Here is a 26,737-nt window from a genome sequence, read left to right on the forward strand (position 1 = left end):
TATCGGGGGAACGGTGCGGAATGCAAGAAGAGTCCATTCAGAGAGCGCGGCGCCTATTCCCCCGGGTTCCCGCTTTCGCGGAGACCCGGGGAGGACGGCGGACGGCCAAAGGCCATGGGTCACCCCTGTTTCGTCGGCTCCAGCGTCTCCCCGTTCCGCTCTTCCCAGTACTGGATGGCGGCGGAATGGTCGCTGCCCGGATGGGCTTCGTTGAACTCACGCCAGATGCCGGTCAGCAAATTCAGGATCGGCATGTCCTGACCCTGCGATTCCGCGAGACCTGCCGCGATGCCAACATCCTTGGTCATCAGGGCGGTGGCAAACCCGGCGTCGAACTTGCGGGTCAGCACCGAGGGCTTGAACTTGGTTTCACTGTTGTTGCTACGGCCCGTCGAGACATTGATGACGTCGATCATCACGCTCGGGTCGAGGCCGAACTTGGCGCCGACCAGAATGGCCTCGTTGGTGGCGCTGAGGGCAATGGCCGAAAGATAGTTGTTCAGGCACTTCATGGCATGACCGGAGCCAAGCGGGCCGGTGCGGATGACCACCCGGCTCATCGGCTCCATGATCGCTTCCGCCGCATCCAGTGCCGCTGCGTCCGCGCCGCCAAGCATGATAGCGAGCGAGCCTTCCTCGGCCCGCCAGGTGCCGCCGGAGACCGGTGCATCGCACAGCATGATGCCCTTTTCCTTCAACGCCGCGCCAAGTTCGACCGTACCGGTCGGCTCGGACGAGCTCATGTCGATGGCGACGGCGCCCTTCTTCATACCCTTGGACGCATTGTCCGCACCGTCAACCAATGCCATGCGGGCGGCCTTGCCGTCCGGCACCATGGTAACGACGATATCAGAGGTCGCGCCAAGCGCTTCCAGCGTGGGCGCGACCTCGCCGCCGATCTCACCCGCGAATCGCTGGGAAACCTCGGGTCTGAGATCGAACACACGCACGTCATAGCCCGCCTCGACCATGTGACGGGCCATCGGCCAGCCCATCATGCCGAGGCCGATCCAGCCGACGATTGGTTTAGTGTCGGAAGCCATGGCTCAGACTCCCTGTTCTTTGAAGACTTCGCGAGCGATCTTGAAAGCGCTGACGGCAGCCGGGAAACCGGCATAGGTCGCCGATTGCAGGAAGATTTCTGCAATCTCCGTCTTGGTGACGCCGTTGTTCAACGCTCCCAGCAGATGCAGGCGCAGTTCGTGCTCGCGGCCCATCGCGGACAGCATGGCGAGGTTCAGCATGGAGCGGGTTTTCAAATCGAGTCCATCCCGTCCCCAGCATGCTCCCCATGCGTGGGTGGTGACGAACTTCTGCAGGATCATCGAGAACTCGTCCGCATTATTGAAGCTGTTCTCGACATATTCGTCGCCAAGCACCTTCTTGCGGGTCGCCAAGCCCTGTTCGAAAAGCTGATCCAGATCCATTGGGGTCTCCTCCCTTGATGTTCGTAATTGTATACGAAGGTACCGAGACCGGCCGTGGCTGACCAGAGAGTGGTCGGGAACGAGCCGCAGCCTCAATCGGCAAGAAAGCGGGGTTTATTTCTTCCCGGCGGCGGCACGGATCAGTGCCTTGTAAAGGCGTTGTTGCGGCCGGTTGAAAACCAGAAACTCAGGATGCCACTGCACCCCGAAAAAAAGCTGGTCACCGGTACTCTCGATCCCCTGCACCATGCCCCGCCGATCATGTGCCGACACCCGGAGGCCCTCGCCTATTCTATCGACCGACTGATGGTGAATACTATTCACCTGGCACCAGCTCACCCCGAGCATTTCTCGCAGGCGCGATCCCTCGTCGATTTCGATCCGTTTAACCGGCAACGGCGTCCGCCGGGCCCGGGTGCCGGGATAAGCCACGGAGATTTCATTGTGCAGATCGCCGCCGAAAAACACGTTCAGGATCTGGGCACCGCGGCAGATACCAAGGACAGGGCGCTTTCCGTCCTTGAATTGCTCGAGCAGCGCGAGCTCGAAGTCGTCCCGCTCCGGGTCAATACCCTCCTCTATGGCCACCTCGCCGCCATAGAGCGTCGGTCCGAGATCGCTGCCGCCGCCGATGATCACCCCATCCAGCGCATCGGCATCAAGCGGCCGGCCCGGCCCGAGCCGCACACTCCGCCCGCCGGCACGCCAGATCGCAAGACGGTGAAAGGCTAGCGGGATAAGACCGGATTTGCTCGAGGTGGAGATCCCGATCAACGGGCGTGAGCTGTTACTCATTCCACACCGAACAAGCGGCGCAAACGCGTGGGAAATCCGACCTCTCTCGCCGCACGGAAACTGGCGATGGCCGCGCCAAGCCGCTCCGGGTCCGCCGCCAGTTCTTCCACCGCGACCCAGCGGTTCCATTCGGTCACCGCGGACCAGTCCGGATCGCCGAGATCGGCGTTCGGCAGACGGTAGTGATAGGTCGGGCGCGGTTTGATCAGGACATCCTTGATCTGGCTGTGCACCCGTTCCGGCGCCAGATGGGTGAAGAGCGGCAGCATGTCGAGTTCACGATTCCGGGTCGGATTCATATGGAGGTAATCGTCAATCATTGTCTCAAGGACCGCCGGATAGTCGGGAGAGAGAACCTTTCGCGCGTAGCTCTCCGGAAAAGCGGCGGTGTGCGGCAGAATGCGGCGGGTGATATCGACAGCCACCGCGTCTCTGAGGTGTTCGGACAGCAAAAGATAGGCCTGCAGGACATGCAGGATTTCCTCCGGCGCACCGGTTGCGACCTCCACATTGAGATGCAGCCCGAAGGCATAAAACGCGCTTTCCCGGGTGCCAAGGGCTCCATGCCGGCGCAGCAGCGCGAACACCTTGTCCAGCTCACCCAGCCTGGACCAGGGGATCGGGGGAAACACGATTTCCACCGGCACCAGCCCGGTCAGGGCATCGCCCAGCGGACCGCGCCAGTCGTCCGGTAGCTCGAAGTCCTTGAACAGAGAGTTGGACCCGTCCGCCCCGTCTTCCTCGCTGGAATTCCCATGCACATACTGGAGATCAAGTTCGACGGTGACCTCGCCCCATTCTTCATGGCGCAGGATGGTGCGATGCGCGTCAACTTTCTCCGCCTCACCGCCGAACGCATCCAGCATGAGATCCACCGTCTGTTCCACCGACAGGCCGGCAAACTCCAGCTCGACACCGACTTTGCGGTCTTCTCCTTCTGCAGTCTTTGCAACCGGAGGCGTTTTGGGAGAGACAGGCATCGGCGTTCCAACTATCTGGTTTCGTATGAAATTTCTATTACCTCGACCGACTGCGGACCGCGCGGGGTGCGCACCTCGACCACGTCTCCGACCTCCGCCCTCAACAGCGCCCGGGCAATCGGCGAGACCCAACTGACATCGCCCCGGTCCAGATCCGCCTCGTCGATACCGACAATGCGGAAAGTCCGCTCTTTATCCTCTTCGTCCACATAGGTAACCGTGGCGCCGAAAAACACCCGGTCCTTGTTCGGCTGTTCAGCCGGATCGACGATTTCAGCGGCTTCCATACGCTTCAGCAGAAAGCGCATGCGGCGATCAATCTCGCGCAGGCGTTTCTTGCCGTAGATGTAATCCCCGTTCTCCGACCGGTCTCCGTTCCCGGCTGCCCAGGAGACAATTTCGACGATCTTCGGGCGCTCGACCCGGCGCAGCTGCTTCAACTCATCCTGCAACGCCTTGAAGCCCGGGGGCGTGATGTAATTCTTCACGCCTTTCGGAGAGGGATCGGGGATCTCGTCCTCTTCTTCGAAGTCACTGTCATTTTCTTTGACGAAGGCTTTGCTCATCTCTGCTTTCTGACCGTCAGTCCACACGTGGGCCGATCCCCAGAGTGCAGACATCGCTGCCCCTGTTCAAGCAGACCTGTTGCCTGGCCCGCCATCGTCATGCGCTACTGATCGGGAAATAGCGCAGAAGCGGAAAAGTTCCATGAGAAGCATGAAACAGGTGCATGTGGTCGGCTGCCACGCCGCGGGCGAAGTCGGCGATGTCATTGTCGGCGGCGTGGCACCACCACCAGGCGACACGATCTGGGAACAGGCCCGCTGGATCGCCGCGGACGGCACGCTCCGGGATTTCATGCTGAATGAGCCGCGCGGCGGCGTCTTCCGGCATGTGAACCTGCTGGTACCGCCGACGGATCCTCGCGCGGCCATGGGCTGGATTATCATGGAGCCGGTGCACACCCCGCCCATGTCCGGCTCGAACTCCATCTGCGTTTCCACCGTCCTGCTGGAGACCGGCATCGTGCCAATGGAAGAGCCCGTGACCCGCTTCATGCTGGAGGCGCCCGGCGGTCTGGTGGCAATCGAGGCGCACTGCCGGGACGGCAAGGCCGAAAGCATCACGGTGTGCAACCATCCATCCTTCGCCGCCGCTATCGACGCGCCGTTGGAAGTCGAAGGACACGGCACCCTGACGGTATCGACAGCCTATGGCGGGGACAGTTTCGTTATCGTCGACGCGGATGCCCTCGGCTTCACCATCCAGCCGGACGAAGGCCGCGCTCTCGCGGATCTGGGAGCCCGGATTACCCGAGCGGCGACCGAGCAGCTCGGCTTCAGCCATCCAACGAACCCGGACTGGCGGCACGTCTCCTTTTGCCTCTTCGCAGGCGGCCTGACAGAGGGCAAAGAGGGGCTGGAGACGCGGCATGCCGTCGCCATTGAGCCCGGCAAGATCGATCGTTCCCCAACCGGAACGGCTCTTTCCGCCCGCATGGCTTTGCTTCGCACCACCGGTCGCATGAAGGTCGGAGACCGGCTCACTGCCCGGTCGATCATCGACTCGATCTTTACCGGCCGGATCGAGGAAGAGACCAAGATCGGCGGTCTTGCCGCGATCATCCCCTCGATCACAGGCAGTGCATGGATTACCGGGAATTTCCAGTATCTGCTCGACCCGACTGACCCCTGGCCCGGCGGCTACCGGGTCGGCGATACCTGGCCTGGCGGCACAACCTGAAGACATGCTGCTGTGTGGTAAAACTCAGCGCGACCGGGCTTTGTCGCGACTTATTCTCCACTCTCTCTGGTTGCGCATTTGGGAAACTGTGTTGAACATATGAGAAATGTAAGAAGCGAAACTGCATCACGTGCCGGACGCAGTGCGCCCATAATCCCAAGCAAAGGAAAAGACATGAGGAAACTCAGTGCATTCGCCGGCATGGCAGCGCTGCTTGCCGTTTCCGGCGTAAACGGCCCGGCCAATGCGGCTGATATCTGCACAGGCTACGGCCCGCAGACACCACGCGATATCTCTCAGCAGGACGGAACCAACGCACGGCTCTTCTCCCTCGCGCCTGCCTCGGACAAGCTCAATCTCTGCAACATCCACACGCATACGAATGCCGAGCATAAGGGGCCGGGCTTTTCGGTCTTTGCCGGTGGCGGCGACTATGGCGGATACAAGTGCAACAATTCCGGCGCTCTCTCGGCTGCGGAGCTTGCCGAACCCGCTGGCGGTTCCGGCGCCTTTGGCCATGTCAAACCGGGTGACACGATTGAAGTCCACTGGGTCTTCAGCTCCTGTGCTGTTGCACCCGGCCCGGGGCTGGGCTCCTGCCTCAGCGAGGCCTGCGCCAATCCGGAACTGCGTGTCGAAGCTCAGGCATTCCTGGTGGTGAACGACCCGAACGCCATCGACTTCACCACGCTGTCCTATGACGGACACATGGCGAACGGCCTGCATCAGCCCAAGGCGCTGCCGACCGGCACAGGCAATCCGGTCGTGTTTGCCGGCTCGACGACAGGACCCAGCTACACCGAAGCGAAATGCTCTCCGCTTCAGGTCACCTGGAGCGTCCGGCCGAACTGCGCGAGGGTCGATATCAACTCTCTCAATCGCTGGGCCGAAGCGGGCAATGTCTTCAAAGAGAAAAAGTCACACGGCGTGCGCCAGCTGGTGACCGCACCGGAACTGCTGTCGAAAATCAAATGATGTCATGATCCGGGAGGGGGCCAGCCTCTCCCGGTCAGCCCTCTGCCGGTCAGCCTTCCGTGGCCGGTTTCGTTGCCGACTCCATGCTGTGGCGGAGCCTCTGCAGACGGCTGTCCGACAGGCGATAGGCCCAGCGCGAGAGCCTCTCCGCATTGGCGGCGGCAAAGGACTTGGCTTCTTCCGTCGCGTCGGGGGCGACATTCACCGAGAAATGCGTCCAGGTTTCAACAACGCCGTCCGTGCCCGGAACTTCCGCGAAATCGACGATCACGGTGAGGCCGCCCCGGGTCTGATAGATCGCGTTGCCGAGGGACGGCTCGAAGGTCATGCCGTTCATCGACCGGACATCCTCGAAGGTCAGTTTCGTCAGCCCATCGGTGATTTCGTTCAGCGTGTAGAATGTCGCGAATTTCCGGTCTTCCGGCATATTCATCAACGCGAACGGCGTCTCGCCCTCGCCCGTGCGGCGCACTTCCAGCACCTTGCCGTTCGGGGCCGTCAGATGGATCTCCTGGATCCGGTCGGCGCCGATATCGACCACCGCCTCATCCGTCCACGAGGCGATGCGTTGCACATCATCGACCTGTCCGTGCGCAAGCCAGGACCGGGCATCGCCGCTCTGCCGCAAATAGAGCATCGCACCGCCGGTACCGCTGGTCCGGTCGATTCCGATCAGGGCATCAACGAGCGCGCCGCCGTCCCGGCCGAGCAACCGTACCCGTGTCGCCTCCGAGCTGGCCTCCGCCACATCAGAGACACCAAGCCGGGCATAGCGCGCCGGATCGGCTGTTTTCGCCTCGACCAGCTTCAGCTCAGACAACGAGAGAATAAAACCCCGGACCTTTCCGGTGTCCGCCGGATATCCGTTCTGTTCCGCAATGCGCCAGGTTCCGTCCTCGCGGACGACACTCACCTGCTCAACCGCACCATCTTTATTCCAGGACATCTCGATCCGGGCGATATCGGGGATCTGCTCTTCCAGTCCCGGAAAGGCCGGCACGTTGTCCACCACGGAGATCGTCGTGTCATGACGCCAGAGGACGGCAAGCACCGCCGCCAGGAGCATCGCTCCGGTCACGGCGGCCAGAATTCCAAGCGAACGCAAAGTCAGCATCGGTCTCTCCCTAGCCAGCGGCCGCGGACGCGTGACGGCGTCGACGGCGCAGGCTGCGCCAGAAGGCAAGGATGAGCGCCAGGACCGTGATCAGGATCGGCACCAGGGCGATATTGTAGAACCAGAGCGACGTCTCCAGCCGGTCGACATCCTCGCGGACAGAGCGCTGCACGGCACGAAGCTCACTGCGTATCTTCAGGATCTCCTGCCGGTACGCCTCGATCTCGGCCTGTTCTTTCTCCGTCACGATAGCCGCCGATCCGTCCGGCATCCTGCGCCGCAGCTCGTCAAACCGCTGTTGCGTTTCCGCAAGGGTCTTTTGCAGCTGCTCTTCGCGGGCCGCGTACTGTTTCTCCGCCTCGCGCTCGATCTGCTCCAGCACCTCGAACGGACGGGCAGTAGAGCCACGGCCGCGCAAGCCGAGAAGCGTGCTGCTGCCGGACAGGGCATCGAGGCTGTTCAACACGAAATCGCCATTGCCAGAGACCGGCACCGGCACACGGCGTCCGAAGAACTGCTGCACCCGGACCCAGAACCGGTCCGCCAGCACATCGCTGTCGGTGACGACGATCACATCGAGCGGCGCCGTGGATTCCGTCAAAACCTGCGGGAACTTCGCCTTGTAAGCGGCTTCCTCTTCCGCGCCCGGCGCCTCATCGCCTTCCTTCAGCACCTTCTCCGGCGGGCCGTCGGGGAAGGCGGTGGTCATCTTGTCTGCGGTCAGACGCGCGGCAATAACCAGCGGCGTCGGACCCGGCTCGTAGCTCCGCAACAGGGCTTCCGGCGAGCGCATTCCTTTAACCTGCTCGACATTTAGCTCTGCCGAGCCGAGTGAGGTCGAGACCAGAGGCGTCATCGTCACCGCCGCATCGTCAGCCAGCGCGATATGACCGGCGCTGGCAACAGCCAACGTGCCGACATTCGTGGTGATCGGCGAGGATTGGTCGATATTGCCGCCCTTGAGTTCCAGCCAGACCACGTAATCCACCGGCCGCCGGCCCTCGCCGGGCTGCACCTTGCGCGCGGTCAGCCGGTCGGCCGCGATCTTGGTCGGATCGTAGAGCACGCCCCAATGGTCGAACAGAGTCGCGAGATTGCTGCGTTCCGGCGCCAGCTGCCCGAAGAACTGCGCCTGACCGCCTTCGGTCTCTGAATAGGGGTCGATGACTACCAGCGCTTTTCCGCCACCAAGCAGGAACTGGTCAATCGCGAACTGGGCGCGCGGGCCAAGCTCGGCCGTATGGGCCAGCATCAACACGGTGACATCGTCGGGGATCTTGTCGAATTCCGCATCGAGATAGCGGGTCTCGTAGGTCGCACCGATCTGGTCCGCGATGATGTAGGGCGCCACCGGGGTCTGCTGCCCCATGGCGTTCATCCGCACCGTGCCTTGCATCGGCAGGCTGGTGACGATCCCGAGGACGGTTCGTTTCGGTTTCGCAAGAGAATAGATCAGGCGCGAGATATCGTATTCGAGGAAGGTTTCCCGCTCCGGCTGCAGGAACGGAATGACCTCGAGATCGTCGGTCAGGTTGGTCCCGGAGATGCCGAAGAACACCTGCTCTCCACCCTCCTGCAGCGGTATCTGCTGCAGACCGTCCGCGACGGCGCGATCCTCAAGCTCGGTAAAGGGTTCCGGATCGTAGACCTCGACACGGACCTTGCCGTCCGAGCGGGCCGCGTATTCGTCGAGCAGATCCCGCACCCGGCCGGCATAGATGCCGTAAAACGGAACCTCCCGGCCCAGTGCCTCTGAATAGTAGAACTTCAGAGTGACCGGCTCCTCGATGCTCTCGAGCAGCGCTTCGGTCCCGTCCGAGAGCGAAAAGAGCCCTTCCTCGGTCAGGTCGAGTCTGGTCGAGGTGAACAGAGCCGTGGACAGCACGTTCAGCGCCAGGAAAAGCGTCAGCAGCAGGAACAGGGCTGCGACAGCCAGGCGGCCTTGCGTGAAGAAACTGCTGCGGGCGCGGGCCGAAGCAACGGGGAGAGGCGCAGAGGGAGTGCTCATCCTATTCCGCCTTCTTCCAGTCGATGACATAGGCATTCGCGGTCAACGCAATGACAATCGCGGAGCCGAAGAAGATCAGGTCGCGCAAATCGATCACACCGCGCTGGATAGCCTGAAAGTGCGTCATGAAGCCAAAGCTGGCGATGGTCTGGACCAGCTCGCCCGGCGCCCAGTTCTCGAAATAGCTCAGCAGGATCGGCGAGCCCGCCACGGTGAAGAGGAAGCAGACCGCCGCTGCCACGACAAAGGCGATCACCTGATTCTTGGTCATCGCCGAGATCAGCGAGCCGATGGCCATATAGGCGCCCGCCATCAGGTAGCTGCCGAGATAGGAGGCGACAATGACGCCATTATCCGGATTTCCGAGATAATTGACACTGATCCAGAGCGGAAAAGTCAGGGCCAGCGCGACACCCGTAAAGGCCCAGGCCGCCAGGAACTTGCCGATCACGGCCTCGACCATGGTGATCGGCAGGGTCAGCAAAAGCTCGATGGTGCCGAGCCTGCGATCCTCGGCCCAGAGCCGCATGGAAAGGGCCGGCACCAGGAACAGATAGAGCCACGGGTGAAAGCCGAAGAAGGGCTGCAGGTCGGCCTGGTCGCGGGCGAGGAACCCACCGACGAAAAACGTCATGGTTCCGGCCATGACCAGGAAGATGACAATGAAGATGTACGCCAGCGGCGTGGCGAAATAGGCGGCGAACTCGCGCCGGAAGATCAGCCCGATGTTACGCATGACCGGTGACCTCGCGGAAATAATCATCAAGGCTTGCAGCGCCGGACCGGGCTTTCAGGTCGGCGGGTATGCCGTCCGCCAGCACGCGGCCCCGGGCGATGATCATGGCCCGGGTACAGACCGCATCAACCTCTTCCAGAATGTGGGTGGAGACGACGATGCATTTCTCCGCGGCCATGCTCTGGATCAGGCCGCGTACTTCGTGCTTCTGGTTCGGATCGAGACCGTCCGTCGGCTCGTCCAGGATCAGAACTTCCGGATCGTGAACCAGCGCCTGCGCCAGACCGACCCGGCGCTTGAAGCCCTTGGACAGGGTCTCGATCGGCTGCATCACCACATCGGACAGACGGGTCTGCGCGATCACCCGCTCAACGGCGTCCGCCACATCTTTTTCGGCGATGCCGCGAATGCGCGCGACGAAGCGCAGAAAGGACAGCGGGGTCATGTCCGGATAGGCCGGAGCGCCCTCGGGCAGGTAGCCGATAGCCGCCTTCACGGCCTGCGGCGCCCGCCGCACATCATGCCCGGCGACAATCGCGGTTCCGGCTGTCGGCGCCAGGAAACCGGAGATCATTTTCATGGTGGTGGATTTGCCGGCCCCGTTCGGACCGAGGAAGCCGAGCACTTCGCCGCGCCCGACCTCGAACTCCAGACCGTCGACGGCTGTAATCGCGCCGAAACGCTTTGTCAGCTTCTGAATAGATAGTAGCGCACTCATGATCTTGCGAACCCGGCCCCTATCGGCATCTGCTGTGTGCCTTCCCGCTCGTGTACCCGATCTCACAGAAAATTCAAAGGATTGGGTTTTTACCAGGATCGATTATCTAATATCCTTTTGACCAAATTAAACAGACGCGGATAGCCGGAGCAAAATGCTTGTCTGACGATTTAGCGAAACCGCGTGGCCTGAACAGCCCGCTTTGGCGGCGGCTGAACACTCTCTCCGGTTTGGTTCTCTTTACCTATGTCGCCTCCCATCTGCTGAACCATGCCGTCGGCATCTTCTCCATTGACGCCCTGGTGACGAGCGGCAAGTGGTTCTTGAGTTTCTGGCACCAGGCGCTCCCGACCGCAGCCCTCTATTCCGCCCTGACCGTCCACCTGGTAATCGCGCTTGTCGCCATCTATCGGCGAGACTCCCTTCGGGACACGAGCCGGGCGGAGCTCGCCCAACTCACGCTCGGCCTTTCCATCCCGGTGTTCCTGATTGCCCACCTCATGGGAACGCGCGTTCTGGATGAGTTTTTCGATACCGACCCATCCTATCTCTATGTCCAACTGGTGGTCTGGAAGTTCGCGCCGCATTACATCGCCAACCAGACCGTACTGCTGCTGGCATCATGGATTCACGGCTGTATCGGCCTGCATCTCTGGCTTCGGTTCAAGCTCGGATATCGCCGCCTGCAGCCGCTCTGGCTCACACTCGCCGTCATGATCCCGACGCTTTCCCTCGCGGGGTTTGTCGCCTCCGGGATGGAAGTGCTGCGCATGGCGGAAGACAGCGCGTGGCTCGGCTTTGTCCTGGAGTCTTTCAAGTTACCGCGCGGTGAGGAGCAGCAGACGTTTCAGGCCTGGGTGCAAAACGTCGAATACAGCTATTACGGCCTGGTACTTCTGGCTTTTGCCGCCCGGTCCGTGCGCCTGCATCTGCTGAAGCAAGCCGTGCCGGATGTCACCTTGACCTACCATACCGGCCAGCAGGTCGGACTGCGTCCCGGCGCCACCATCCTTGAGACCAGCCGGAGCGCCGGCATTCCTCATGCCTCCGTCTGCGGCGGCCGCGGACGCTGCTCCACCTGCCGGGTGCGGATCGGCATCGGACTGAATGCCCTGCCGCCACCGTCCGAGCTCGAGGCCAAGGTCCTCAGCCGGGTCGGTGCGCCGGACAATGTGCGGCTCGCCTGCCAGACCGTCCCCACTGTCGACATAGAAGTGACCCCCCTGCTGCCGCCGGCGCAGGCAAGTGTCGAGGATACGGGGGCGCGGCCGGACTATCTCGCCGGCCAAGAGCGCGACATCGTCGTGCTGTTTGCCGATATCAGGGGCTTCACCAAGCTGACCGAACAGCGTCTTCCCTACGATACGGTGTTCATCCTGAACCGTTACTTTTCCGAAATGGGCCACGCCATCGAAAGCGCGGGCGGCCGTATCGACAAGTTCATCGGGGACGGCATCATGGCCCTGTTCGGCATTGACCGGGGCATCGAGGTTGGCGCCCGCAACGCCATCACGGCGGCCTGTCTCATGGGCGAAAACCTTGAACGGCTGAACGAGTCACTGGCCGCGGACCTCGACGAGCCGCTGCGCATCGGCATCGGCATCCATGGCGGGCCGGCCATTGTCGGAGAGCTCGGCTATCGGGAAACGAGGGGCCTGACGGCAGTCGGCGACACGGTGAACATCGCCAGCCGCCTGGAAGCCCTGACCAAGGATCACGGCGTCCAGCTCATCCTCTCGGAATCCGTGATCTCGGCGGCGGGCATGTCGTTGGAGATTGGCGAGCGGGCGGAAGTTACCGCCCGCGGGCGGGAGCAGAGCATCAGCGTCCGTCTTGTCGAAGACGCTACTGCTCTGCCGTCCGCAGTTACCGGGAGCGGCGGTCTTCCTTGACCGGAATCGACCTCTCCCGCCGTTCAACCTCGGGAGTCGCCGTGCGGACAACCCGGATGACGGTATTCTTGAGCTGTTCGACTTCATCGCCGAGCTGCTTCGTGGCGGTGGAAACTTCACCTGACAACGAACCCACGCCCTGAGCGTCACGGGAAACGACCGTGATCCGCTCCGTGACCTCACGCGCGCCTGCGGCCGCTTCCGTCACGTTGCTGGCGATTTCACGGGTCGCCTGATCCTGGCTTTCGACCGCGGCCGTGATTTCCTCGCTCTTCTCGTTGATGCTGGCAATCGTGTCGATAATGTTGGTGATTGCCTTGACCGCGTCTGACGTCACCTCCTGCATCCGGTTGACTTCACCGGAGATCGAGGCAGTCGAATTCTGCGTCTGGGTCGCCAGATTCTTGACTTCCGATGCGACCACCGCGAAGCCCTTGCCGGCCTCTCCGGCCCGGGCTGCCTCGATCGTCGCATTCAGTGCCAGCAGGTTTGTCTGCTCGGCAATATCGTTGATGAGACCAACAACCTCGCCAACTTTCCCGGCAGCTTCGGACAGGCTCTCCACAACACTGCGGGACTGTTCCGCCTGGGCTGCTGCCGACTGTGCGATGTCACCGCTCTGGGCAACATGGTTCGAGATCTCTGCGATGGACGCCGCAAGTTCCTCTGCGGCGGACGCAACCGCTTCCGCATTGACGAGAGATTCTTCCGACGCGGCGCTCACGGCCGTGGCGTTCTCACCCAGGTTGTGGGCTGACCCGGCCATCTGGTCTGCAATGCCGTTAAGGTGCTCGGACTCTTTCTGGACACGAGTCCATACGGTATTCGTTTCCGCCTCGACAGTGTTTGCCATTTCGTTCAGCGACCGCTTCCGCTCCTCGGCCGCCGACTTCTCAGCTGCTTCCTGGGCAGCGCGCGCGCTGGCGACTTCCGCAATAGAGTCACGCAACTTCGCGACCGCATCCATCAGGCTGCCCATTTCCGCACGGTATCCATCCGGGACGGAGACGTCCGTGTTCCCGCCGATAACAGTGCCGATAAGCTCAACCACCTTTTTCATCGGATTCAGGATGGAATTGGCGATCAGGATGCTGATGAGAGCGCTGAAGATAACCGCTACTGCTGTGACGTAGATCAGCATCGTCTCGACGGCATGCTCATGCTCTTCGGCACGCATCGCAGTCGCTTCGGTGAACGCGATCACCTTGGTTGTGGTCGCCTCCAGGTCCTTGATGAAAGCTTCCTCTTCCCTCTCGATCGCCGCGATCATCGCGAAGACCCCGTCCTTGTCGCCGGACCGGAGTTTCTCCATGAGCTCCACGACATGCTTGTCATAAGTTTTATGAGCTTTGAGGATCTCAACAATACTCTTATCGACGCTGTCGTAATGCGCGAGCGCCTCGGCATTCAGCGCGCGCTCCACCGCAATGTCATGCATGGCATGGACCGCTTCGGCTTCCTCGACCACGAGTTTGGAGTACTTGTGGAACGCCTTGATCTCTTTCTCGAAAAGCTTGGTTGCCTTCGCGCGCACGTCGGCAGGTACACTGGGATAATTCATCTCTTCCCCGTACCGGACTGCGCGCTCGTAATGGATAGCCTGTTCGAGCTGGTGGGTCGTGACTTGCGTCAACAGCGCGGAAATCGGAACGTCCAGCTCCGCAATCTCTTCGATCTCATCCCCGATAGACCGGAGCTGTGCACTCGTAAAAATCGCGAGGCCAACAAGAAAGGCGATATTGATGGCGAGCAGCGCGAACATCCGCGTGCGGATCGAAAAGGCATTCAGCATTTCAAGAAACCCCAAAAAAAATCGGCAAACACGGCAGACCATGATGTAAATCAATTAAAATTTCGTTTAAATTTTGATTTCCGTCAGTTAGCAGGATGCGATGCGATCCTGTAATGCCTCGGCGACAGGCCAAACATCCTGGTAAAGGCCGCGGAAAACGCGCTCGGACTCCGATAGCCGGCATCAAGGGCAATTGCAGTGATGGACGTGCCCGCAGAGAGCATTTCGAGCGCCGCGAAGAGCCTGCAGCGCTGCCGCCATTCCGAAAAGGATAACCCCGTCTCGGCAATAAAATACCGAGTCAGAGTGCGACCGCTGGCACCAGCCTCACGGCCCCAGGCGGCAAGGTCCCGGTCATCGGACGGATCCTCGATCATCGCCAACGCAACCCGGGCCGCTCGCCTGTCCGACGGGATCGGAAGATGCAGATCGGCGGTGACCGGCTCTGTCAGCTCATCGGCAATGACGGCGGCCAACCGGTTCTGGCGGTCCCCCTCCGGTCCTGCGGAAAGCTCTTTCAGATGGACGATCAAATGTTTGAGCAAGGGGGATACGGTGACGACACCGCAGCGGGACGGGACCGGGATATCCGGCTCGCCGCCACGCGGAGCACGGATATAGAGCGAAACAAAATCGGCATCGCTGATCGCCCTGACCCGGTGCGGCACCTGGGCCGGGACCCAGACAGCCATGCCCGGCGGCACCGACCATTGCCCCTCCTCGGTCCAGACCTGAAGCAGACCGCGCTCGGCGTGAACAAACTGAGCCCGGTCATGGTGATGTATGCCGGTATCGTGTCCCTGCGCGAAGAAAGCGCCGAACGCCGTGATCTGCGGCGCGGTATCGGAAAGTGCCGCGACCGCGTCCCTGATCGGCGAACTTTGTCCGTTGGACGATATTTTTTGACTTTTCATCGTGAGACAGACGATACGGCGCATGCCATCCTGTGGCCAGAACTTCAGGAGGGTTTCCATGAATCCGCGCCGTCTGCTGCTGCTCAATCTGGGCCACGCGCTCGATCATCTCTTCATGCTGCTGTTTCCGGCCGTGGCCGCCCTTGCCGCCGCCGACATCGCGGACAGCTATGGCTCGGTTCTGGTGCTTGCCACCGGCAGCTTCATCGCCTTCGGCGTTTGCTCGCTGCCCGCGGGCTGGCTCGGGGACCGCTGGGGCCGGGAGCGGATGATGCTGATTTTCTTCACGGGGATCGGTGGCGCCAGCATCCTGACCGGGTTCGCCACCTCGTACTGGCATCTGGCCGCCAGCCTCACACTGATCGGCGTGTTCGCTGCGATCTATCATCCTGTCGGCATCGCAATGGTCGCCAAAGGCGGCGGCAATCTGGGACGCCGGCTCGGCGTCAATGGGGTCTGGGGCAATATGGGCGTCGCGGCATCCGCGCTGGCCATCGGCGCCTTTGTCGATTTCGCCGGCTGGCGTGCCGCCTTTTTCCTGCTTGGCGGACTTTCCATTCTGGCCGGGTTCTTCTGGACGCGGCTGCAACCCGATGCTCCCACGGAGACCGTGCAGTCACGTGGCGCCGATCATGGCGCTCCGGTAATAGGCTGGCAGCGGGTCCTGCTGGTCATCGGCATCTCGGCAGCAATCGGCGGATTCATCTTCAATTCCATGACCGTTGCGCTACCGAAAGTACTGGATGACCGGCTCGCCTCCTTGTCCTATTCGGCAACCGAGGTCGGCGCCATCGCAAGCGCGGTTTACGCACTTGCCGCCTTCTCCCAGATCGTCGTCGGCCGCGCTATCGACAAACATGCGATCAAACCGATCTTCCTCGCCGTCACCGCCGGTCAGGCCGTCGCGCTGTTCGTTGCAGTCAATCTCGATGGCTGGGCCATGGTCGCCGCATCCGTTGCCGTCATGGTGCTGGTCTTCGGCCAGATCCCGATCAACGACACGCTGGTGGCGCGCTATACCCCGGACCGCTGGCGCGGCCGGGTCTATGCGGTGAAATATGTGCTGACCTTCACGGTCTCCGCCGCTGTGGTGCCGGGCCTCTCCTGGCTCTATGACACGGGTGGAGGGTTCCCTACCATGTTCCTCGGTGCGGCCATTGCGGCAGCAATCATCACCGCGGCGGTGCTGCTGCTGCCCCGCCCCCCATCCGCCGCCATCGCGGCGGCGGAATAAGGGAACGGTAAGCGGGTTAAACCTGGCGCATTTCGGCCAGGAACCGCTGCACCACCTGGCTCAGGTCTCCGGATTTCGCGGAGACCTGCTCCGAAGCACTCAACACCTCGCCCGAGATCGTCGTGGTCTCCCGCGTCGCGTCGCTGACCCCGCTGATATTTTCATTCGCGGAACCGGTACTGGCTGCGGCATCGCTCACATTGCGGGCGATCTCCTGAGTTGCAGCGCTTTGCTCCTCGACGGCGGTCGCCACCCCGGCCGAGATCCGGTTGATCTCCTCGATCCGTTCGGCGATGTGCTGGATGGACGAGACGGTATGCTTTGTATCGTCCTGGATGGTCTGGATCTGGGTCGAGATTTCCTCTGTCGCCTGGGCCGTCTGTGTGGCCAGATTTTTCACTTCGGAAGCGACCACGGCAAACCCTTTGCCTGCCTCGCCCGCGCGCGCCGCCTCGATGGTGGCGTTGAGGGCAAGAAGGTTCGTCTGCTCGGCAATATCGGTGATGAGTTTCACCACTTCACCGATCTTGGCTGAGTTGTCGGCGAGGCGGTGAACCAGTACGCGGCTCTGTTCCGCATCCTCCACCGCCTGATCGGCCACCTGGGTCGACCGCGAGACCTGCTGGGAAATCTCCGTGATCGACGCGGAAAGCTCTTCGGCGGCACTGGCCACGGTCTGCACATTCTCCGTCGCCTGGTTCGAGGCAGACGACGCCATTCCGGCCATGTTGCTGGACCGGTCCGCCGTCTGGGTCAGGCTGTTGGCCGAGCCACGCAGATTTTCAGCCGCTTCGGAGACGGACGTCAGCGTCTCCGTCGCCGTGCTGTCGAAGTTTTTGGTCAGCTCCTCGATCCGCCGGGTCCGCTTCTCGCGCCGCTCCTGATCTGCCCGCGAGGCTTCCTGAAGCTCTTCGGCCTTCAGCATGCTCTCACGGAACACCAGAACCGCCTTGGCCATCTCTCCCATTTCGTCGCCGCGCTCGGTCATCGGCACTTCGGTGCTCGATTCACCGGCAGCAAGACGCGCCATTACCCCGGTCAACGCCTTGATGGGCCGCGAAATACCACGGGCAATCAGGAAGGCCGCTGCCAGACCGATCACGACACAGACCAGCGTCGCCACGACCGAGAGGATTTCCGTCTGCTCGGTTCTGTCCCGGGCTTCCGTTCCGATCGTGGTCTGCTCGTCACGGATGATCTCATAGGCACCGGCAGCATCGGCAAGAATGCCGGCAGCCGCAGGTTCCAGCTCTTCATCGAGAATGCCGTTGAGGGAAACGACGAGATCGCGGACCGACTGCAATCCTTGCTGATAAGCGGCGACACTGGTCTTGAGCGCCTCGGTCAGCTCATCGTCCTGGCCGAACTGGAGGTTCCCGACCAAATCGTCAAAGCTGGTTTCCAGCGGTGTCCGCTCGGCTTCGACCAGGGCATAGGTCTCCGCCTTTTGATCCAGCAGATAGCGGTTCAGTTCGGCGCGCTGAATCAGCAGGCTGCGCAGCACCTGACCGGCCTTGTACGCCAACTCGGCATCATAGGCTTCGTTTGCTTCCGCCATGACCGCCGTCAGCTTCTTCTCCAGATCGGAGCCCAGCTGATTGATTTCGGCAATCGCCACGTCACGTCTCTCGCGGCTCGCGACAACGGTCTCGAAAACCGCACCGTAGCCGGAAAGTTTATCCTGAATATTGGCAAGGCGAGCGCGCGCCTCATCCGTCGTCGCGCCATTCTCGGCAATCTCGAGATCCTCGCGCACGGCTGAAATGCCGGCTTGCGCCTTTGCAGCAGATTCGGCGCTGCCGTCGATCAGGAACTGCTGCACTTCGGCGGCGGCCTGCAGCAGATCCGATCGTGCCGCGGTCATCTGCGCAGCCTGGTTCGTCAGCTGCTGATAGCGAGTCAGCGCGCCGCCAGCCTGCAACAAGCCAAAAAATGAAGCTCCACTATTGATCACCAGCAGGACGAGAATCCCGCCAATCCCGATCAGCAGTTTAACCCCAAATTTCATATCGTTAAACTTCGAGAACATTTGCTCTCGTCCTCCTTTTGTTTCCCTTGCCCTGCGCCCGCCATCTTGTTGTGGCAGCGTCGCCAGACTTTTATTAAAGCTCAGCTCAAATTTTGCGCCAATTGTCTAAATCTATGATTTCACAACACAAAAGGGACTTGTTCCATATTTTTTCCCGGCTGGCAATGCTATGCCATAATAGGTTTGTTAAAATAATTCGGCTCAGAAACGAATTCCAGGGGAGGAACAATATGAGCGGCGAGCAGACTTATGAAGTGTACGCAGTGCGCTATGCCCATAACGCCAAGCGCATGCGAAACGAGAACTTTGTCTTTCCGGATGCCCATGACGTTCCGATGCCGCTCGATTATTTCGTCTGGGTCATCCGGAACGAGGAGCGTACTTTTGTCGTCGATACCGGCTTCGGCGAAGTTGCCTCCCTGAAACGGGGCTCACCGCTGTTGCGTTCAACGACCGAAGGACTGGCGCTGCTCGGGATTGACGCCGCCAAGGTCAAGGACGTGATTCTTACCCATATGCATTACGACCATGCAGGCGGGATCGGAGAGTTTCCGGAGGCCACGTTCCATATCCAGGATTCCGAGATGTCCTACGCCACCGGCCGGTGCATGTGCTTCGAGGCCATGCAACGCCCCTTCGAGGTCGAGGACGTGGTCGCCATGGTGCGCAAGGTCTATGGTGGACAGGCAAAGTTCCACGACGGCGATACGGAACTCGCGCCCGGCGTCAGCATTCACAAGATCGGCGGCCATTCTGCCGGATTGATGTGCGTACGGGTCAGGACCGCACGCGGCTGGATCGTGCTGGCCTCCGATTGCGCCCATTTCTATGAGAATATCCGCGATCGCAAACCGTTCGTGATCTGTTACGACCTCGGGGCCATGATGAACGGCTTCAACACGCTGGAACTGCTGGCGGACAGCCCGGATCACATCGTGCCCGGACATGACCCGCTGGTGATGGATTACTATCCGGCCCCGTCGCCGGATCTTGAAGGCGCCGTGGTACGGCTCGACGTGATGCCGAAAAAGACCTGAGACGTTTCTAGGCTCAGACCTCTTTCAGGAATTCGTCGACCTCGACCTGATAGCCCTCGATCAGCTTGTTGGTCTGGTTGAACATGCCGATCACGGCCATCAGCTCGCCGTACATTTCCTCGGTCATGCCGTGGCCACGGGCCTGCCGCGTGTGCGAACGGGTGCAGTATTCGCATCCGTTCGTCGCCGAGACAGCGACCGCGATCATTTCCTTCGTCCGGGCATCGAGGGCTCCGGGCGCCATGACCTCTTTCAGTCCATACCAGATCCGGGCCAGGGTCGGCGGATGGGACGCCAGGGTGCGCCACACATTCGGTATGAAATCGATGTTTCGGGACGACATGATGTCGTCATAGACCGCGCGGACTTCATCCGACGCGTCTTCGTAGGCAACCGGCGTGACCGTCGCGCTCATGAACGTCTCCCCTGTCTCGGCTGACGAAAGATGGATGCGGGCCGGGATCCGGCCCGCGCCCGATCAGTACATGTGCTGTCCGCCATTGATCGACATGGTCGATCCGGTAACGAAGCCGGCATCGTCGGCGCAGAGGAACACCACACCGCGGGCAATCTCGTCCGCATGGCCAAGACGGCCGACCGGGACCCGGGCGACAATCTTCTCCAGCACGTTTGCCGGCACGGCAGCGACCATATCGGTGTCGATATAACCCGGCGCGATGGCGTTCACCGTGATGTTGGAGCGGGCGCCTTCCTGGGCCAGCGCCTTGGTGAAGCCGTGGATGCCGGATTTGGCAGCGGCATAGTTCACCTGACCGTACTGCCCGGCCTGACCGTTGATCGAGCCGATATTCACAATCCGGCCGAACTTCCGCGCCCGCATGCCCTCGATCACATTCCGGCACATGTTGAAGCAACCGCCCAGGTTGGTATCGATCACGTCCTGCCACATTTTATGATCCATCTTGTGGATCGTGCCGTCCCGGGTGATGCCGGCGTTATTGACCACGATATCGACCGGTCCGAGATCGGCCTCGACCTGCTTCACACCCGCCGCGCAGGCTTCAAAATCAGAGACGTCCCATTTGTAGGAGGCAATCCCAGTGCGTTCCGTGAAGGCATTCGCCCGCTCCACGTTCCCCGCATAATTCGCTGCCACCGTGCAACCGGCGTCCCTGAGAGCGAGACTGATCGCCTCCCCGATGCCGCGGGTTCCACCCGTTACGATTGCGACACGTCCCATTTTGCCCTCCAGTTTTTTTGATTTAGCCGATACATATTGAGAGAAATCCGGAACCGGCCCCTCCGGTTCCGTCACCGGTTTTATTTACCGGATTCAGTCGCGCTCGACGCAGAGGGCGACACCCATGCCGCCGCCGATGCAGAGCGTTGCCAGCCCCTTCTTCGCATCCCGCTTCTGCATCTCGTGCAACAGCGTGATCAGGACACGGCAGCCGGATGCGCCGATCGGATGCCCGAGCGCAATGGCACCGCCATTGACGTTCACAATTTCGGGGTCCCAACCGAGATCCTTGTTCACGGCGCAAGCCTGCGCGGCGAAGGCTTCGTTGGCCTCCACAAGATCGAGATCGCTTGCGGCCCAGCCGGCTTTCTCGAGCGCCGCCCGGCTTGCCGGGATCGGCCCGGAGCCCATGATCGCCGGATCGACACCGCGCGTGGCGAAGGAGACGATCCGGGCCAGCGGCGTGATGCCCCGCTTCACCGCCTCATCGCCGGTCATCAGAATGGCGATCGCCGCACCGTCATTGATACCGGATGCATTACCGGCCGTGACGCTGCCTTCCTTGACGAAGGCCGGACGCAGCTTGCCGAGCGCCTCGATCGTGGTGCCATGACGCGGATGCTCGTCCGTGTCGACCACGGTGTCGCCCTTCCGGCCGGAAATCGTTACGGGAACGATCTCATCCTTGAACTTGCCGGCTTTCTGCGCTGCTTCAGCCTTGTTCTGGGAAGCCGCCGCAAAAGCGTCCTGCTGATCCCGGGAGATCTGCCACTTGGACGCAACATTCTCCGCCGTGTTGCCCATATGGTAGCCGTTGAAATGATCCCAGAGCCCGTCCCTGATCATGGTGTCGATGAGCTGCACATCGCCCATCTTGTAGCCATTGCGCAGGGTCTGGGCATGCGGCGCGTTGCTCATGCTTTCCTGACCGCCGCAGACCACGATCTTGCTGTCTCCGGCGCGGATCGCCTGGTCGCCGAGGGCGACGGCGCGCAGGCCGGAGCCGCAGACCTGATTGATCGTAATCGCTGTTCGTTCCTGCGGGATACCGGCGCCGATGGCCGCCTGACGGGCCGGGTTCATACCGGCTGCCGCAGTCAGCACCTGACCCAGAATGGCCTCGTCGACCTCGCCTGCATCGACCTTCGATCGACTCAGCGCTTCCTTGATGGCGATGACGCCCAGATCCGCTCCCGACAGGGAACTCAGGCCGCCGCCAAACGCTCCGATCGGGGTCCGTGCGGCCCCGGCAATTACCACATCGGTCATAGTCTCTTTCTCCCTCGGCGCCTCTCCCGGCGCCCCTAGTCAACCCAGAGGCCATCGTGTGACGATACCCCTTGTGAAGCACCGTCACACAATAGATCAGTACACGCAAATTGTGACCGGCGCATTGCGTCAGATCAAAACTATGACGGGTAAGCGCCGATCAACGGAAACGCACTGAACACATCCGGCCCGGCGACAGGAACCGCCGGGTGAACATGGCTCGCCCGCACATCGGAAAGACTGTTCTCACCGAGCAGGGCAACCGCTGTCCGCACCTCGTCCCGGAGCAGCGTCAGCATGCGCACCACCCCGGCATCGCCGGCCGCCGCAAGACCGCAGCAGAACAAACGCCCCATGCCGACAGCATTGGCACCGAGAGCAATGGCTTTCACCAGATCCGTGCCACGCTGGATCGAGCCGTCCACGACGATCTCGGCCCGCCCGGCGACCGCATCCACGACTTCCGGCAGAACATCGAGCGATCCGCGTCCATGGTCGAGCTGCCGGCCGCCATGGTTCGAGACATAGACCACGTCCACGCCACGCTCGACGGCCATGACCGCATCCTCGGCCGTGGCAATGCCTTTCAGGATCAGCGGAATGTCATACCGCTCCTTGAAGCGCTCCACGTCTTTCCAGTTAAGCGCCGCCTGCCAGTCCGCGCCCGCACCGGCGCGCCACGGCTTGACGAAGCGGGCAGCAATATCCCGCTCGCGCCGGCTGTAGTAGGCGCTGTCGACGGTCAGCGAGACCGCAAAGCACTTGGCGTCCTTCGCCCGCTGCACCTGCTCATCAAGCCAGCCATCGTCACCGCGCTTGTAAAGGGCCGAGATCAGCAATCCGTCGGCCTCGGCAGCGACGTCCTCAATCGGAATAGAGCCGACATTGCTCAGCATCAGGGCGTTGCCGAATTCGGCCGCCGCCCGCATCGCGGTTTTCCCGCCGCCGGGCTCGAAACTCTCCAGCGAGCCGACCGGCGCCAGCAGGACCGGCAGGGCCAGGTCCTTTCCGAGCAGACGCCCGCCAACCGCAACTTCGCGCATATCGTTCAGAACCCGGGGCCGGAATGCCACGCTGTCCAGCGCCTGGCGGTTCCGTTTCATCGTCGTCTCGGTTTCCGTCGCACCGCGCAAATAGTTCCAGATATTCTCGCTCAGCGCCTGCTCCGCCGCCTCGACGATCTCGTGCAGACACAAAAACCGTTCCGAGGGATCTGTATTGTCCGCCTCGTTCATGCCGGACACCACGCTACTCATTTGATTGTCTCCTCCATCCATGCCGCGAGCGGTTCCCAGACCGCTTTCTTGGCATTCGAACTTGCCATCATGCCTACATGGCCGAGCGGCACACGCAGAGTTTCGGCATGCGGCAAAGCCGCCGCCAGCGCTTCGGCCGAGGGCGGCGGGACGATCCTGTCCCGCGACGGAATGACAACGCAAGTCGGCAGACTGATATCGGCAGGATCGACCGTGCGTCCGGCAATTTTCCAGCACAGCCGCGCGGTCGAGTTCGCGCCGTACCAGTCAAGAAACGCCTCGGCCGCGACCGGTCCCATCAACGGCACCCCGTCATTCAGCCAGTCCTCAAGCGCGACGAAATCAATTGCTTCGGCACCATCGGCGTCCAGCGACCGGAAACGCAGAAACTTCTTAATGACAAGCATCGGATCCAGCATGTGGAACATCGCCTGCAGCAGATCGGTCCCGACCTGGTGCCCTCTGTCGGAAGTCATCGTCAGGAACGGCCTCAAAAGCGGCAGGAGCGCAGCAACGGGTGGTGCGCCGGCGCTAAAGTCCCATGGCGTGGCCAGCAGCCCAAGCGCCCTGATATCGGCCTGACGCCGGGTTGCCAGCGCAAGGGCGAGCAAACCTCCCATGCAATAGCCAAGAACGATTGGCGGCTTCCCGGTAATGGCCCGGACCGCATCAAGAGCCTGATCCAGCTGACCGGCGACATAGTCGGTCAGGGTGAACCGCGCCTCGCCCGGCCCGGGGGCGCCCCAGTCCACGACGAAGGGGCGGAAGCCACGGCTCTCCAGATAGCGAAGCAACGACCGTTCGGGTCTCAGATCGAGGATGTAATAGCGATTGATCAGCGATGGGACGACGAGCACCGGCTGGCCGTCGAGATTCCGCGTTCCATAGTCCAGAAGCGCAGTCCCTCCCGCCCGCCAGGCCACTGGCGCCGGTTCCGTTTCGCGAACGTAAGGATGCCGGCGATAGATCAGGACCGCGTCGAGAAGATCCTGACTGCGCTCCAGGATCGCCTGGTCGACGGCGGAGACAAAAGCGTCCCAGGTCGCTTTTTCCGGCTGCGCCTCATCGCCTTCAGGATCGCCGTTTCCGGCTGTCTCCGCGGCTCTGTCTTTCAACTGGCGTTCCAGATCCCGCTGCAGTGTCTCGAGGCCGGGATTCAAGGGAGGCAAGCCGCTCCTCAAGCTCTCTGACGCGAGCCGCGAGCCGCTCCAGTTCAGCATCGCGGTCGTCAGGTACAGCGGCAACGGGCGCGGCCCCAGTCTCGGCGGGCGGTCCGGATGTTTTGGCTTCGGGTCCGTCATCGACACCGCGTTTCTCTCCTATATCGCCCGGCCCGGCGCCTGCCGGCCGGTTCGCGCCCGGTTGACCCGCGCCATGCGCCCGGCCGGCACCACCCGCCCGGTAATCCGGGGCAAATCCGTCATGCTCCCTTCCGGCAGCACCGTCCGGCTCCGCCGGTGCTTGGGCAAACGGCATGAAAAGGGCCATCCACTGCTCGGCAAAGGTCCGCATTTCCGGATCATGGGCCATCCGGGTTGCCTGATCCTGCCAAAGATCAAGAAAGCTGTGGGCCAGCGCATCGTAGTCGACCTGCTTCGACATCGTTCCTTGAGCACCAATTTTCCGCCGGTTCCAGGGGCACCTTCGCCATCCGCCAAATCCTGAACGGGACAGGCGATTTCCGCAATCTCTGTGAGAAAATTTCAAAGACCGGAAAGATCATCGCAATATTTCGCATTGCAACGAAGGATTTTCCGAATACGCTTTTCACTGTGCGATGCAATATCGTCGAATACCGTGAATCCGGAACCGGACACGGTCACAAGGGTGGAAGCAAGGGGAAACCGGCATGGCAACTCAACGCAAGAAGACGGCCCAGAATAACCCGGGCACGGGTGCAGAAGGGGCTGCCGGGGCGACCGCCGGGGTCATCACGATCAAGAAGTACGCGAACCGGCGTCTCTACAACACGGCGACCAGCAGCTATGTGACGCTTGATCATCTGTGCCAGATGGTCAAGGACGGCCAGGACTTCGTCGTCTACGACGCCAAGACGGGCGAGGACATCACCCGCCCGGTCCTCACGCAGATCATCGTCGAGGAAGAGAGCAAAGGCCAAAACATGTTGCCTATCAGTTTCTTGCGCCAGCTCATCGGCTTCTACGGCGACAATCTGCAGATGGTGGTTCCGCGCTATCTCGAGTTCGCGATGTCGGCTTTCACAAAAGATCAGGATCGCACCCGCGATTACATGCAGGAGGCTCTCGGCGGCATGTTCCCGTTTTCCAATTTCGAGGAAATGGGCAAGCAGAACATGGCCATGCTCGAGAAGACCATGGGCATGTTCAACCCCTACCGGCCGCAGGATAGCGAAGACAACGGGGCAGCCGAGACCAAACCTGCCAGCGCGGCGGAAGATCCGTCCAGAGGCGCGGTCGATGCCCTGCAGTCACTGCAGGACCAGATTGTGCAGTTGCAGCAGCAATTGAGTGCCTTGGGCACGGCCAATGTGGCCGCGCAATCGTCGAAGAAGGATGATAAAGACGACACTTGAGCCGCTTCAGGCCCGAAAAACGAAGCTACTTCTGCAAGATGTTGGTGATTTCACGCAACTGCGTTCTGGCACGCAGCAGGTAGAAGCCCTGCACCGAGAGATGGCTCGGGAACATCAAGCCGTCCGGCGCCCCGTTCATGATCACCAGCGGGTCGAGCGCGGCGGCCGCACGCATGGACGCAAGCATCTGGTTCCAGGCCGATCCGAGGTCGCGATCCTGGATCACCCGGTCGAAATCGACCCCCAGCTCCCGCAACAACATGTAATAGCCATAAAGGCGGCCTTTCACGTTGTAGAAGATATCGTCCACCTTGGTATCCATGCCCCAGCCGCCCGCATGTGTCAGATGCTGGTCGATAATCGCCGAGGATGAGCCGAGATCGGCCGTCATCCTCTCCAGCGTGGCCTGCAGATTGTCGGAACGCTTCTCGAACGTGGCGTCACCGGCGACCAGCCGCTGATTATAGGCAATCAGTGCGCGGCGGGCGGCTGCATATTGCTTTTCCGCGGGAGTGGTCGGCGCCCAGGAGGTTTCGAAATCAAACAGCCAGATGGTGCCCGGGAACTTCAGCTTCCCAGCAGCATCTTCCAGATCCTTGTCGACTTCGCTGGAAGCGCGTGTCCGGCCAAGCTGATCCGACATTTCGATGGCGAAACGGCTGATCGCATAGATGATGCCCTGCTGGAAATTCGGCATGTTGTCGAGCATGTAGCCGGGCAGGAAAAACGGGTTGTTCGCGACCCAACTGTTCTGCTCGGTCTCCCGGTAGATCAGGTCCGCCGCCATCTGAACGGCGCGGCTGCCGCCCGGTGTTGTCTCGCTCAATGCCTGGTCGACATCGTCGGAGATCCGGTGCGTCAGAGCCATGCCGATAAGGTAGTAGGCCACGACGGCGACGATGATCAGTCCGAAACCGTATCCGCCAAGACGCGCTATCCAGGGCGCAATGGCGCGCCGCTGTGCCGGAGTATCGTCGTCCCAGTTCAGATCGTGCTTTTGCGCCATCACTCATTTCCGTCGGTCAGAAGTCCCGTCTAACATGGGAATGTTACGGAGAGAGCG

25 protein-coding genes are annotated in these 26,737 nt (G+C 61.5%); 6 read left to right on the forward strand and 19 right to left on the reverse strand.

All coding sequences use genetic code 11. From position 1 onward, the window contains the following. Window positions 1–119 precede the first annotated feature (119 nt). The 5 genes from VOI22_RS17245 to greB form a co-directional block, all read right to left on the reverse strand. Window positions 120–1,043, reverse strand: a complete 924-nt coding sequence (locus VOI22_RS17245; RefSeq protein ID WP_323797692.1) for an NAD(P)-dependent oxidoreductase — start codon at window positions 1,041–1,043, stop codon at window positions 120–122. 3 nt (window positions 1,044–1,046) lie between these two features. Beyond that, window positions 1,047–1,427 (reverse strand): carboxymuconolactone decarboxylase family protein, encoded by a 381-nt coding sequence (locus VOI22_RS17250; RefSeq protein ID WP_323797693.1) that lies wholly within the window; start codon window positions 1,425–1,427, stop codon window positions 1,047–1,049. A gap of 114 nt (window positions 1,428–1,541) precedes the next feature. Continuing rightward, window positions 1,542–2,222, reverse strand: coding sequence for a gamma-glutamyl-gamma-aminobutyrate hydrolase family protein (locus VOI22_RS17255; RefSeq protein ID WP_323797694.1), 681 nt, complete (start codon window positions 2,220–2,222; stop codon window positions 1,542–1,544). After that, the gene (locus VOI22_RS17260; protein WP_323797695.1) at window positions 2,219–3,202 is read right to left on the reverse strand and encodes an amidoligase family protein; all 984 of its coding nucleotides are present in this window, start codon (window positions 3,200–3,202) and stop codon (window positions 2,219–2,221) included. Before VOI22_RS17260 ends, VOI22_RS17255 begins: the two co-directional genes overlap by 4 nt. An 11-nt stretch (window positions 3,203–3,213) precedes the next feature. Beyond that, window positions 3,214–3,768 carry a transcription elongation factor GreB gene (gene greB / locus VOI22_RS17265; protein WP_323797696.1) on the reverse strand — a complete coding sequence of 185 codons (555 nt, stop codon included), beginning with the start codon at window positions 3,766–3,768 and terminating at the stop codon, window positions 3,214–3,216. Window positions 3,769–3,910: 142 nt separating this feature from the next. On the opposite strand from greB, the gene VOI22_RS17270 reads away from it, so the two are divergent. Further along, window positions 3,911–4,945: a trans-3-hydroxy-L-proline dehydratase gene (locus VOI22_RS17270; protein ID WP_323797697.1), complete on the forward strand. Its 1,035-nt coding sequence runs from the start codon at window positions 3,911–3,913 to the stop codon at window positions 4,943–4,945. A 174-nt stretch (window positions 4,946–5,119) separates the two neighbouring features. Then, window positions 5,120–5,920 (forward strand): delta-class carbonic anhydrase, encoded by an 801-nt coding sequence (locus VOI22_RS17275; protein ID WP_323797698.1) that lies wholly within the window; start codon window positions 5,120–5,122, stop codon window positions 5,918–5,920. A gap of 49 nt (window positions 5,921–5,969) precedes the next feature. Here VOI22_RS17275 and VOI22_RS17280 read toward each other — a convergent pair whose 3' ends face one another. The 4 genes from VOI22_RS17280 to VOI22_RS17295 are packed head-to-tail and all read right to left on the reverse strand — an operon-like array spanning window position 5,970 to window position 10,496. After that, window positions 5,970–7,034, reverse strand: a complete 1,065-nt coding sequence (locus VOI22_RS17280; RefSeq protein WP_323797699.1) for a DUF4340 domain-containing protein — start codon at window positions 7,032–7,034, stop codon at window positions 5,970–5,972. A gap of 10 nt (window positions 7,035–7,044) precedes the next feature. Next, the gene (locus VOI22_RS17285; RefSeq protein WP_323797700.1) at window positions 7,045–9,042 is read right to left on the reverse strand and encodes a GldG family protein; all 1,998 of its coding nucleotides are present in this window, start codon (window positions 9,040–9,042) and stop codon (window positions 7,045–7,047) included. 1 nt (window position 9,043) lies between these two features. Then, window positions 9,044–9,778, reverse strand: coding sequence for an ABC transporter permease subunit (locus tag VOI22_RS17290; protein WP_323797701.1), 735 nt, complete (start codon window positions 9,776–9,778; stop codon window positions 9,044–9,046). Continuing rightward, the gene (locus tag VOI22_RS17295; protein WP_323797702.1) at window positions 9,771–10,496 is read right to left on the reverse strand and encodes an ABC transporter ATP-binding protein; all 726 of its coding nucleotides are present in this window, start codon (window positions 10,494–10,496) and stop codon (window positions 9,771–9,773) included. The genes VOI22_RS17290 and VOI22_RS17295 overlap by 8 nt, the downstream gene beginning before the upstream one ends. Window positions 10,497–10,654: 158 nt before the next feature. Between VOI22_RS17295 and VOI22_RS17300 the strand changes: the two genes are divergently transcribed. Then, entirely contained in the window at window positions 10,655–12,388 is a 1,734-nt protein-coding gene (locus VOI22_RS17300) for an adenylate/guanylate cyclase domain-containing protein (RefSeq protein WP_323797703.1), read from the forward strand. Here VOI22_RS17300 and VOI22_RS17305 read toward each other — a convergent pair. Both VOI22_RS17305 and VOI22_RS17310 read right to left on the reverse strand, forming a co-directional pair. Beyond that, window positions 12,363–14,180: a methyl-accepting chemotaxis protein gene (locus VOI22_RS17305; protein WP_323797704.1), complete on the reverse strand. Its 1,818-nt coding sequence runs from the start codon at window positions 14,178–14,180 to the stop codon at window positions 12,363–12,365. The two genes, VOI22_RS17300 and VOI22_RS17305, sit on opposite strands and share 26 nt — an antisense overlap. Before the next feature lie 83 nt (window positions 14,181–14,263). Then, window positions 14,264–15,154: a helix-turn-helix transcriptional regulator gene (locus VOI22_RS17310; protein ID WP_323797705.1), complete on the reverse strand. Its 891-nt coding sequence runs from the start codon at window positions 15,152–15,154 to the stop codon at window positions 14,264–14,266. Here VOI22_RS17310 and VOI22_RS17315 point away from each other — a divergent pair. Beyond that, a complete protein-coding gene (locus tag VOI22_RS17315; RefSeq protein WP_323797706.1) occupies window positions 15,153–16,328 on the forward strand; it encodes an MFS transporter in 1,176 nt (391 codons plus the stop codon). The genes VOI22_RS17310 and VOI22_RS17315 overlap by 2 nt on opposite strands. A gap of 16 nt (window positions 16,329–16,344) precedes the next feature. On the opposite strand, the gene VOI22_RS17320 is transcribed toward VOI22_RS17315, so the two are convergent. Then, the gene (locus VOI22_RS17320) at window positions 16,345–18,357 is read right to left on the reverse strand and encodes a HAMP domain-containing methyl-accepting chemotaxis protein (protein ID WP_323797707.1); all 2,013 of its coding nucleotides are present in this window, start codon (window positions 18,355–18,357) and stop codon (window positions 16,345–16,347) included. A 230-nt stretch (window positions 18,358–18,587) separates the two neighbouring features. Here VOI22_RS17320 and VOI22_RS17325 point away from each other — a divergent pair, with 230 nt between their 5' ends. Further along, complete coding sequence (locus VOI22_RS17325; protein WP_323797708.1) at window positions 18,588–19,394, forward strand: N-acyl homoserine lactonase family protein; 807 nt, start codon at window positions 18,588–18,590, stop codon at window positions 19,392–19,394. A gap of 13 nt (window positions 19,395–19,407) precedes the next feature. Here the strand turns inward: VOI22_RS17325 and VOI22_RS17330 are convergent, their stop codons facing one another. From VOI22_RS17330 to VOI22_RS17355, 6 genes are all read right to left on the reverse strand, one after another. After that, window positions 19,408–19,809 (reverse strand): carboxymuconolactone decarboxylase family protein, encoded by a 402-nt coding sequence (locus tag VOI22_RS17330; RefSeq protein WP_323797709.1) that lies wholly within the window; start codon window positions 19,807–19,809, stop codon window positions 19,408–19,410. Window positions 19,810–19,872: 63 nt separating this feature from the next. Beyond that, on the reverse strand, window positions 19,873–20,595 hold the full coding sequence (gene phbB / locus VOI22_RS17335; protein WP_323797710.1) for an acetoacetyl-CoA reductase: 723 nt from the start codon (window positions 20,593–20,595) through the stop codon (window positions 19,873–19,875). Between the two features lie 93 nt (window positions 20,596–20,688). Beyond that, window positions 20,689–21,864, reverse strand: coding sequence for an acetyl-CoA C-acetyltransferase (locus VOI22_RS17340; RefSeq protein WP_323797711.1), 1,176 nt, complete (start codon window positions 21,862–21,864; stop codon window positions 20,689–20,691). Between the two features lie 140 nt (window positions 21,865–22,004). Then, a complete protein-coding gene (locus tag VOI22_RS17345; RefSeq protein ID WP_323797712.1) occupies window positions 22,005–23,120 on the reverse strand; it encodes an alpha-hydroxy acid oxidase in 1,116 nt (371 codons plus the stop codon). Next, entirely contained in the window at window positions 23,117–24,235 is a 1,119-nt protein-coding gene (locus VOI22_RS17350; protein WP_323797713.1) for an alpha/beta fold hydrolase, read from the reverse strand. Before VOI22_RS17350 ends, VOI22_RS17345 begins: the two co-directional genes overlap by 4 nt. Then, on the reverse strand, window positions 24,192–24,722 hold the full coding sequence (locus tag VOI22_RS17355) for a hypothetical protein (protein WP_323797714.1): 531 nt from the start codon (window positions 24,720–24,722) through the stop codon (window positions 24,192–24,194). Before VOI22_RS17355 ends, VOI22_RS17350 begins: the two co-directional genes overlap by 44 nt. Window positions 24,723–24,969: 247 nt before the next feature. Here VOI22_RS17355 and phaR point away from each other — a divergent pair, with 247 nt between their 5' ends. Beyond that, complete coding sequence (gene phaR / locus VOI22_RS17360) at window positions 24,970–25,674, forward strand: polyhydroxyalkanoate synthesis repressor PhaR (RefSeq protein WP_323797715.1); 705 nt, start codon at window positions 24,970–24,972, stop codon at window positions 25,672–25,674. A 25-nt stretch (window positions 25,675–25,699) separates the two neighbouring features. Here phaR and VOI22_RS17365 read toward each other — a convergent pair whose 3' ends face one another. Beyond that, a complete protein-coding gene (locus VOI22_RS17365) occupies window positions 25,700–26,680 on the reverse strand; it encodes a DUF2333 family protein (protein ID WP_323797716.1) in 981 nt (326 codons plus the stop codon). Between the last annotated feature and the right edge of the window lie 57 nt (window positions 26,681–26,737).

The sequence above is a fragment of the Nisaea sp. genome, from assembly GCF_034670185.1.
GTDB lineage: Bacteria > Pseudomonadota > Alphaproteobacteria > Thalassobaculales > Thalassobaculaceae > Nisaea.